Origin of the sequence: Succinivibrio dextrinosolvens (assembly GCF_900116345.1) — a bacterium.
Classification (GTDB): domain Bacteria; phylum Pseudomonadota; class Gammaproteobacteria; order Enterobacterales; family Succinivibrionaceae; genus Succinivibrio; species Succinivibrio dextrinosolvens_B.
Window position 1 is genome coordinate 21187 of the sequence record NZ_FPAH01000035.1, and the last position, 9681, is coordinate 30867.

9 protein-coding genes are annotated in these 9681 nt (G+C 41.6%); 1 reads left to right on the forward strand and 8 read right to left on the reverse strand.

Annotation, left to right across the window (positions count from 1 at the left end; translation table 11 throughout):
- Positions 1 to 42: 42 nt before the first annotated feature.
- The 6 genes from mmuM to BM308_RS10070 all read right to left on the reverse strand — a co-directional run bounded on the left by mmuM (position 43) and on the right by BM308_RS10070 (position 6788).
- Positions 43 to 978 (reverse strand): homocysteine S-methyltransferase, encoded by a 936-nt coding sequence (mmuM, locus tag BM308_RS10045; RefSeq protein ID WP_074944939.1) that lies wholly within the window; start codon positions 976 to 978, stop codon positions 43 to 45.
- The gene (locus tag BM308_RS10050; RefSeq protein ID WP_074944941.1) at positions 978 to 2411 is read right to left on the reverse strand and encodes an alanine/glycine:cation symporter family protein; all 1434 of its coding nucleotides are present in this window, start codon (positions 2409 to 2411) and stop codon (positions 978 to 980) included. The genes mmuM and BM308_RS10050 overlap by 1 nt, the downstream gene beginning before the upstream one ends.
- A 190-nt stretch (positions 2412 to 2601) precedes the next feature.
- Positions 2602 to 3717, reverse strand: a complete 1116-nt coding sequence (tgt, locus tag BM308_RS10055; RefSeq protein WP_031490504.1) for a tRNA guanosine(34) transglycosylase Tgt — start codon at positions 3715 to 3717, stop codon at positions 2602 to 2604.
- 9 nt (positions 3718 to 3726) lie between these two features.
- Positions 3727 to 4812: a tRNA preQ1(34) S-adenosylmethionine ribosyltransferase-isomerase QueA gene (gene queA / locus BM308_RS10060; protein WP_074944943.1), complete on the reverse strand. Its 1086-nt coding sequence runs from the start codon at positions 4810 to 4812 to the stop codon at positions 3727 to 3729.
- A gap of 102 nt (positions 4813 to 4914) precedes the next feature.
- Positions 4915 to 5373, reverse strand: coding sequence for a type III secretion system chaperone (locus BM308_RS10065; protein ID WP_074944946.1), 459 nt, complete (start codon positions 5371 to 5373; stop codon positions 4915 to 4917).
- Between the two features lie 26 nt (positions 5374 to 5399).
- Positions 5400 to 6788 (reverse strand): hypothetical protein, encoded by a 1389-nt coding sequence (locus BM308_RS10070; RefSeq protein ID WP_074944948.1) that lies wholly within the window; start codon positions 6786 to 6788, stop codon positions 5400 to 5402.
- 591 nt (positions 6789 to 7379) lie between these two features.
- Between BM308_RS10070 and BM308_RS13365 the strand changes: the two genes are divergently transcribed.
- Complete coding sequence (locus BM308_RS13365; protein ID WP_164954403.1) at positions 7380 to 7535, forward strand: hypothetical protein; 156 nt, start codon at positions 7380 to 7382, stop codon at positions 7533 to 7535.
- Positions 7536 to 7682: 147 nt separating this feature from the next.
- On the opposite strand, the gene BM308_RS10080 is transcribed toward BM308_RS13365, so the two are convergent.
- Together BM308_RS10080 and BM308_RS13370 are read right to left on the reverse strand one after the other, a co-directional pair.
- The gene (locus BM308_RS10080; protein ID WP_074944950.1) at positions 7683 to 9341 is read right to left on the reverse strand and encodes a vWA domain-containing protein; all 1659 of its coding nucleotides are present in this window, start codon (positions 9339 to 9341) and stop codon (positions 7683 to 7685) included.
- Between the two features lie 84 nt (positions 9342 to 9425).
- A partial coding sequence (locus BM308_RS13370) for a hypothetical protein (RefSeq protein ID WP_177214442.1) occupies positions 9426 to 9681 on the reverse strand: 256 nt, incomplete at its 5' end.

Genomic DNA, 9681 nt, shown 5'->3' on the forward strand with positions numbered 1-9681 from the left:
ATCAGTGCCTTTATTTGTTACGAATCAGAGAATTATCTAGAACTAGCTTCTTGAAAAATCCGAGATTGCCCTGATATCCTCAGGGGTAGTTCTGCAGCAGCCTCCAATCAGACGGGCGCCCGCCTCGTACCATGAAATAGCGCGCTCAGAGAAACTTACAGAGCCACCGCTCCAGGTTTTAGTGAAAGGATTATAGATTTCACCGGAATTTGGATAAACAATAACCGGCTTATCTGTTGTCTTAACCAGTATCTTAATTAGGGATTCCACATATTTAGGAGCAGTACAGTTAAGTCCTACCGCCAAAACATTTGAGAACTCGTTAAGGCCTGCTGCACAGTCTCTGATAGGTGTTCCATCGGATATATGTTCACCATCCTTGCAGGAGAATGAAACATAGGCAGGAATATCCAGTTTCAGATCATCAATAGCGCCTAGAATAGCCAAAGCTTCAGTCAGATTTGGAATTGTTTCACAGGCAAACAGATCAGGTGATGCAGAAGCTAAAACGGCAAGACGTTCCTTGTGGAAAGCTTTGAGCTCTTCAAATCCGATCTTGTAATCACCGCGGTATTCAGAACCATCTGCAAGATAAGCTCCATAAGGACCAACAGAGGCTGCAACAAGAGGCTTTTGTCTTCTGGCAGAGTCAAAATCAGGAGATTTAACGAACTCATCTCGGGCTTTGACAGCAAGATCAACTGATAAGGCAATCAGAGAGAGAGCCTTATCCTTAGTAAGCCCTTTCTTAACAAAGCCATCCACGGTTGCCTGATAGCTTGAGGAGATAATAATATCTGCACCGGCTTTTAAATAGAGAGTATGAACCTTTTCAATCATATCGGTATGATCAATAAGAGCCAGGGCTGACCACAGAGGATCTTTAATATCAAGACCAAGTCGTTCAAGCTCTGTTGCAAAGGCACCGTCTACAACAACAAACTTCTGTTTATCTAAATATGTTTTAAAATCAATCATTAATCCTTCTCCTCTGTTTTTCTGCAGTCAAATGATACCACAGGAGGATTCTCTCCCCTCTCCTGAGCAGGTAGGAAACGCTTGTAGAAATCATCAAAGATTCTGAAGATTTCCTTGTGCTTGGCAGCAATAATGAACAGGGTGATAGCTACATATACAGCTGAGAGAATATCAGTTAACGCCCAGAGAATATCTGCCTGAACATTGTAGAAAATCACACAAGGGATGAGATAGTAGATCTTGTAGAAGGTCATCATCTTTTTATTGGTGGCACTATCACCAAAGGCGTAATTAACTGACTTCTCACAGGTATAGTACATTCCGATAATAGTGGTCCAGGCCAGAACCGCAACTGCAATAGCGGTAAGCTGACCACCGACTTCACCGTAAACACTGCTGAAGGCAATAGTAGTCAGAGTACTGGAGGTTGCCTCTGAAGTATAGTAGGAACCGGTCAGAATAATTGTAAAAGCAGTAATGGAACAGATGATCATGGTATCCAGGAATACCTCACCAAAGCCCCATATTGACTGGCGAACAGGATGATCGGTGATAGCACTGGCATGGGCAATCATACCGTAGCCTGTTCCGGCATCATTTGAATAAATACCGCGGGCCACACCATACTGAATAGCATCCTTTACAGTTGCTCCGGCAAAGCCGCCTACAGCTGCAGTAGGAGAGAAGGCACTTACAATAATCAGCTCAATTACACCTGGGATTTCCTTGAAGTGAAGAATAATCACACCTAAGCCCATCAGAATATAGAGCATTGACATGATAGGAACTGCCTTTGACATCACAGCAGAAATACTGCGAAGGCCTCCCCAGATGGTTAAAAGACAGGTTACACCGATAATGATTACGGTAACAAGACCGGAAACACCAAATGCTTCCTTTACAGAACCAACTACAGCTTCAGTCTGAACACAGCAGGTCCAAGGTCCTAGGATAAAGCAGAACAGAGCCAGAACAATCGCACCTTTCTTCCAGCCAAAGGCATTTTTCAGAGCAAAGGAACGGTCACAGACATACTCATCCATGGAATTCTTGTAGTGCTCACGGTAACGCTGGCCGATAATGATTTCACAGGCCTTGGTGGACATGCCGAAAAAGGCTGAAAACCACATCCAGAAAAGAGCACCCGGGCCACCACTTACAATAGCGGTTGCAACACCGCTGATATTACCGGTACCGATGGTATTGGCCAGAGCCGTACAGGCGGCCTTAAAGCCGGAAATCGTTCCATGACCAGGAGCTTTCTTTTCAAACATCCTTCCATAGGTGTTCTTGATGTTGAAGAGAAATCTGAACTGATATCTGAAACGGAATCGAAGAGTAAGAAGAATACCGGTTCCTATCAGGATAACGGTCATACCTGTACCCCACAGAATGTCATCTAAGGCATACAGGAAATTTGCAATACTTTCCATAAAAAGGTGTTCCTTGTAAGAATTTTGTTAGGAGATTTTAAACAGATTGGAAGTGAAATTGAACAGTAAGGGAGGAAATATGGAAAAAAGCTCCATAAATATGCAAAAAAAGCTGAAAAATACGTAAAAATGCAATATTTTGCATAAAAAGACCTCCGAAAGAGATCTTTTTATAAACTGAATTTAAGGATTAAACTTTCTCTGGATAGCCGTACACCTTATAGAATTCCTCGGCAAACTGCTCTAAGCGATCCTCTTCGATAGCCTTTCTGATATCAGCCATAAAGTGCTCATAGAAATGCAGATTGTGGATGGTATTCAGGTGAGCGCCTAAAATCTCATGGCACTTATCCAAATGATGCAGATATGCCTTTGAATAGTTACGGCAGGTATAGCAGGTACACTTCTCATCTAAAGGAGAGGTATCCATTGCATACTTACTGTTTCTGATTCTGACAATACCGTTAGAAGTGAAAAGATGAGCGTTTCTTGCATTTCTTGAAGGCATTACACAGTCAAACATATCCACGCCGTTGAGTACGCCCTGAAGAATATCCATAGGAGTACCTACGCCCATCAGATATCTTGGTCTGTCCTCAGGCATGATAGGAGCGATGTGAGATAAAGCCTTGTACATAACAGGCTTAGGCTCACCTACAGCAAGACCGCCGATAGCATAGCCGTCAAAGCCGATATCGGTCAGGCCCTTTAGAGACTCTTCACGCAGGGCCTCATCAGATCCGCCCTGAATAATACCGAACAGAGAGTTCTTGTTGCCAAGACGGTTAAACTCGTCCTTTGAGCGTTTTGCCCAGCGCAGTGACAGTCTCATGGCTCTTGCCATTTCCTCACGAGGAGCAGGAAGGCCGATACACTCGTCAAACTGCATAACGATATCAGAGCCTAAATCATACTGAATCTGCATGGAAATCTCTGGGGAGAGAAAAAGCTTTGAACCGTTGATAGGATGTCTGAACTTTACACCTTCCTCGGTTACCTTTCTGATATCAGACAGAGAGAATACCTGGAAACCGCCTGAGTCGGTAAGAATAGGCTTCTTCCAGTTCATAAAATCATGTAAATCGCCATGAGCTCTGATGACATCGGTACCAGGTCTCAGCCACAGATGGAAGGTATTACCTAAAAGAATATCTGCACCGATCTCCTCAACATTCTCAGGGCGAAGGCCTTTAACAGTACCGCAGGTACCAACAGGCATGAAAGCAGGAGTTCTGACCACGCCACGGTCAAAAACCATCTGACCTAAACGGGCCTTGCCGCATTTTTTCTTTAGTTCAAATTTCATAAAGGGCCTCTAGTTTTTAGCTGAAGGAGGAAGATCCTCATCTGCTTTCGGATTCTTTGTGATAAACATGCAGTCACCATAGCTGAAGAACTTGTATTTATCCTCAACCGCATGCTTATAGGCATTCATGGTTCGCTCATAACCTGCAAAGGCACTCACCAGCATAATCAGTGTTGACTCCGGCAGGTGGAAGTTGGTGATAAGAGCATCCACAACCTGATATCTGTAGCCTGGGTAGATAAAGATAGAGGTATCGTTTGAGAATGGAATAATCTCATCAGCGCTGTTCTGTGATTTTGCAAAGGAGGCAGCTGACTCAAGTGATCTTACCGCAGTTGTTCCCACAGCAATCACTCTGTGACCAGCCTTGTGAGTAGCAATTACTGCATCGGAGACCTCTTTAGTCAGATGAACAAATTCCTTGTGCATATGATGCTTTAGAATATCGTCTTCTCTTACAGGCTGGAAGGTACCTGCACCCACATGCAGAGTAACAAAGGCCATATTCACACCGTAGGCCTTTAAATCCTCAAGCTGAGCCTCATCAAAATGCAGGCCTGCAGTAGGAGCTGCCACCGCACCCGGATACTTGGAATAAACTGTCTGATAACGCTCGCGATCAAGAGTCTCATCAGGACGATCAATATAAGGAGGAAGAGGAATGTGACCTACTGCATATAGAATGTCTAAAAGAGACTTTCCGCCTACAGTTTCAATCTTGAAGAGATCACCGTCACGGCCGATAACATTAACCTCATAACCGCCGTCAATATGCAGTACTGCTCCGGTCTTAGGAGCCTTGCTGGCCTTGATATGGGTTAGAGCACAGGTTTCTGAGATGATTCTTTCAATCAGAAACTCGATTGCGCCACCGGTATCCTTTTTGCCGTACATTCTGGCTGGAATAACCTTGGTATCATTAAATACCAGCAGGTCGCCAGGTTGTAAAAAGTTTTTTAAATCATAAAAATGCTGATCTGACAGCTTACCGTCAGAACCGTCAAGACACAGCATTCTGCATCCGGTTCTCTGCTCTGATGGATAATCTGCAATTAGATTTAAAGGTAAGTCAAAATTAAAATCACTTCTTAACAACTTCGTATGTCCTCAAAAAAACTTGTGAGTATTGTATCATTTTTGAGCACAAAGACTAGTTTTTAGAGCTTTCTTTTGCTTTAAAAAGCGATTTTTTTCGACTTATACAGGCATAAAGGTACTTGGATTAAAAATCTCTTCCATTTTTCTGTCAGGGAAATTGGTAACCATACTGCGATAGTTTCTGATTACTTTCTCCCAGGTATCACAGGTACTGATAAAAGATTCCATTTCATTGTAGAAGGTTTCATCATCCAGAGCTTTGCATGGAAGTACCTTGCATAATGCAAAGTGCTCATTGTCACCGTTCAAACTCAGAGTTGCTCCAAAGGTGGAACTGTACAGGTGATTGGCCTCCAGCATCATTCTATATAGGTGCTCAAGCTGCTCTGCCGGAGGAGTCCCTAGATCGCCGGAAATAACGATCTGGTTAATCTCTGACAGTGCAGTAATGGTCACAATCACATCATCCGCCTGAAATGAACAGGAATATGCATTATCCAGCTCCAGATCCATTCCAAGTTTTTTTCCAAAAGCCTTGATTATTTCAATACATTCCATGATCTATATATCATTCTCTATTCTTCTTAATCCGGGTCGTTTACACCGTCAATCTCGTTGCAGATCTCCTGACCGATTATATCAATCTCATCATCTGTAAGAGGTCTTATAACATTTTTACCATTTTCTTTAAGCTCTGTATACTCTCTTATTGTTACGCCATTCTCATTATGTTTATTTAAAACAGTTACAACTCCGTTTTTGCCACGCAGCATGTCCTTAACCTCAGCAGCAAAATCTTTCCATTCGCCATCAGGATTCTGTTTGCTAAGACGGAAAACTTCAGCCTCGATCATCTTTTTAAAGGTTGTTGCGTTATCTCTGTTGAGAACAGCTTCAAGATCGGCCTCAAGATTTACATCTACAGTAGTTTTATCAAGGTGCTTCTGACGGAACTCAAAAAAGTTCTTGCCCTTATCCTCCATACAGGCACCAAGATGGTGCTCACAATGATTTTTTAATAACTCTTCCTTGCCCTGAGCCTTAGCCTCAAGATAGCAGTCGATACCGTTTTTAGCATACCCTTTGATAATCGAGGCAATATAGTTCTTAAGAGGAGTAATCGATTCAGAAGTCTTCAGACTGAACTTTGCTCTTTCAGTATGAATCAGATTACCGCCCAGCTTGTTCCAAAGAATATCTTTTGTAAACTCAGTAAGCTTTGCCCCGTTTAATGCCTCATAGTTTCCTGTAGCCTGATTCTTAATCTGGAACTTTACATCAGTATTTTCCACAAGCGCCTCTCGCTCTGCTTTGTTTTCTTTATCTATGCACTCCAGCTCAAAATCATAGCCAGGCTCATTTCTGAATATACCATCCAGATCATTCTCAAGAAAATCCAGACATCTCTGAATCTCAGCAAATGCCTGTCCTGTAGGATTAGGATGCATTTCAAAATATGATTTAAATTCCTTATAGGACATCTTGGTGGTATCAGGAATACCAAGATCCTTCAGAATCACATTAAGCTTGTCTTTATAAGCTGCAATTGAGAAGTCCTTAGTCTCATATGTTGCAGCCTGAGTCATGATCTGATTGATTCTTCTCTGGGTTAAAGGCTTACCGGACTTTACAGCACCGCCCTCTGCAGGAACACCAAAGTCCTCGCGCTTGAAAGCAGGGCCTATAAGTTTCTCAAGCTTATCCATAAAGTCTTTTGAGAAGGTAACCTCACCTTTAGGACCAGCTCCTATGCCCTGCTCCAGACCGAAAGCTTTTCCCAGGGATTTCAGAAGTTCTGTACGAACATGATTGTTATTTGCCTGAGTTGAAGATGAGCGCATAAATCTGAAAATATTTGCCTTGGAGAAAGTGGTATTTGAAGTTAACTTGTTATCCTGATTCAGATTAACAATAGCGTTGTCGTTGCCTAAGTTGACGTTCTTGAAGGTATTTAGTGAAGTTAAATCAACCATGATACTGCCTCTTATCTTTCTCTGGGCCTTCTGCCAAATTGCTTAAGGTCTTATTCACCGATATCCATGTGCTATTACAAAACTGTAATAACTTAATTCTGATTTAAGTATAAATTGATTTTTGAGCTACGTGTAACTACTTTTTAAATATCTTTACACAGCTCACAAAAATTTTTTTTATTCACAAATTTTTTTTATTCAAAGAAGTTAAGGACGATATCAGCTCAAGTAATAAATAATTTACTGTAGTTATATTTTATAAGAATAACAAGAAAAAGCTGACAGTTAGCTACACTACAAAAGGCCTATTCTGTCTTATAGGAATCTCCTCCTGAATTCCTTAATAAAAAATTTACCTCTATATGGTCTCAGCAAAAATAGGATGTCAGAAATCAGAAAAATTTTTTTTTATTTTTTGAAGAGAGGAAAACACATATTCGGCATGATCACAGCAATTCGCATAATTTATTATTCATTTTGGTTGAATATTGTGGATTTATATCGAGGATTTAATTTTTTGTGTTTTATGTCACAATTCAAACTGTAATTTACATCAGAGATTTATCTGATGATTTTATGGAGGACATAGATATGTACTTAGTTGAATTCACCACTTATACCAATCCTGCAGAAGTTAGCTACGAGTTTGGCTCAATTGATGATGTTAAGACATTCTTAGAGAAGAACAGAGAACTGCTGCAGTCTTACGTCGTCGTACACAAAAACGGCAATATAGTTAAGCTTTAATCCTTATTCAGAGGTGTTGTTTCCGGCCCCGAGCACTAATTTCATCGTTAAACTCCTAAACATTTTGATAGCAATTCACCTTTAGCTCTGGAGCACGGAACAACAGCCTCGCCTTTCACATCCGCCTTACTACATAGTATTGAGAAGCTATACGGCAAACTGCAGATTCTTTTTGAGATCAAACAGCGAAGAAAACAGTGAGAATGCCTTATGCTCCAGCTCATTGGTGCTTTCAATGATTGAAGCTTTTTCAAACAGCTTCAGTATCATATCTGAACGGATAGAAATTCCATAGATTTCAATATGATGCTCCTTAGCATACTCAAAACAGTTCTTCACATTATTAACTGAATCCGGCATCCCGTCGGTAATAACCAGCACGATATTTCGCCTGTAGCCTATTTCCTGAAATTTATCAAAGGAATACCACAAGGCCTGAGCCAGAGGGGTGGAGCCGCGAGGTTTCTGATCAAAGCGTGGAGCCACCATGGAGGCGCGCTCATCAGACTTCAGGGCGACATCATATTCGGAGCACTGTCCTGGGAAATAGGTTGCCATGGTCTTGATGCCGTCAATTCCCTCAAGAGCCAGAGATAAGGTCAGAGCCACCTTGCAGGCCTCCTCGCAGCGGGAATTCTCTCCGCCATCTGAAGTCAGCATTGAGCTTGAGACATCCACCAGGATATGAACTGCAGTTTCAAACTCCTTTTTAACAATCCTGTCTTTAAAGATTCTAGTCTCTCCTAGGGATATAAGCTGAGCCTTAAGCGGATTGATCCTGCTGCCTGCGGCAGTGCAGTTGCCTAAACTGTCAACATAGGCACGAACCCTGTTATGCAGTGCATTGCGTACTCCATAGGTGTTGTTCACCTGCAGAATAAAATCCTCTCTGCCGGGATTGCAGATGTTTTCGGCAATCACACCGAAATCCTCTCTTGAAGAGGAACTCTTACTGTTGCTGTTCTCCTGAATGATCTCAGCTCCGTTTCTGCTTGGAGTAACCTTAGAATCGTCATCTCCGGTTGCAATTCTGAATTTTGCAAATTCCCTCAGAAAATCCTCAGATATCTTATCCTTTGATTTATTGAAGTTTTTCTTGCTCTCATCCATGATGTTTCTGAATCTTTCATCATTATCCCCACTGTTATTTAAGGAGCGGTCTTCCCCTTTAAAGCCGGATTTATCGTTTTTGAGAAGCGAAAAAATCTTAAGGCAGATTTTATATACCGTCTCAGAATCATCTGCCTTAGAGCATTCCTTTACCAGAAGACCAATCTTATTGAGGAGATGAATATTCAGACGCTTTCTCAGATGAAAATAGAGAATAGCGCTCTTTGACCTGGCCGCCCTGAATTTCTGACACAGACACTGGGAGTAGCACTGGACAAAGGCACAGATAACATTCAGTACACTGATGGAATTTAAGGTATTGCAGAAGCTCTTCCATTCATCCATGTAATAATCACTTAAAAGCTCAAGATTCTCATACACTCCGATGTATTCCTTTGAAATCAGAGCCTCAATTCGTGAATCCTCGAGAATATTGAATAAAGAGAATAAAAACAGATTGTTCTTTATCTTGTCCTTTTTCAGTATCGAAAAGTCTGTATAACGGATATGGGCTGACTCATGAGCAAGGTAACCGTAAGCAAGACGAGCCTTGATAGGATTCTTGATATCCAGTCGGGGAATAGTAATGACCTTGCCGTTGGTATAGGCGGTTGAGCCCTGAATGCGGACACTGACACCGAAAAGCTTGGCATAGTTGTTGACCATAATAGGCAGCGCGTTGGAAAGATTATTCATAAACTCGAGTTTCCCAGATAAAAAATTTAAGTAAATCCAGATCCACTCTAGGATTGATGCTCTTTAAAAACTTGTATTGATTTATTATCTTGCTAGAGGCAATGGAATTACCTGCTTAAGGAAGTTACAGATCCCGTTAAACCATGAGCCTAACAGATCATTTATGATCTGCTCTGCTTTAACAAGACAACCTTTTTTTAGCAGGCTTGCTTCTTCTAAAATCTTTGGAATAGAAATGAAGCATCTCATTAGAGAATCTATTGCTGCCTGATAAGGTATATCCTGTATCTGTTCTTTTGTAAATCTGAATAGAGCTCCTAATGAACGTTCATCTTCCTCG

Bases quoted from the DNA above. Each gene is read 5' to 3' on its own strand.
- BM308_RS13365 (WP_164954403.1), top strand. From the start codon at position 7,380: ATGTACTTAGTTGAATTCACCACTTATACCAATCCTGCAGAAGTTAGC.
- BM308_RS10065 (WP_074944946.1), bottom strand. From the start codon at position 5,373: ATGGAATGTATTGAAATAATCAAGGCTTTTGGAAAAAAACTTGGAATG.
- mmuM (WP_074944939.1), bottom strand. From the start codon at position 978: ATGATTGATTTTAAAACATATTTAGATAAACAGAAGTTTGTTGTTGTA.
- BM308_RS10050 (WP_074944941.1), bottom strand. From the start codon at position 2,411: ATGGAAAGTATTGCAAATTTCCTGTATGCCTTAGATGACATTCTGTGG.
- tgt (WP_031490504.1), bottom strand. From the start codon at position 3,717: ATGAAATTTGAACTAAAGAAAAAATGCGGCAAGGCCCGTTTAGGTCAG.
- BM308_RS10070 (WP_074944948.1), bottom strand. From the start codon at position 6,788: ATGGTTGATTTAACTTCACTAAATACCTTCAAGAACGTCAACTTAGGC.
- BM308_RS10080 (WP_074944950.1), bottom strand. From the start codon at position 9,341: ATGAATAATCTTTCCAACGCGCTGCCTATTATGGTCAACAACTATGCC.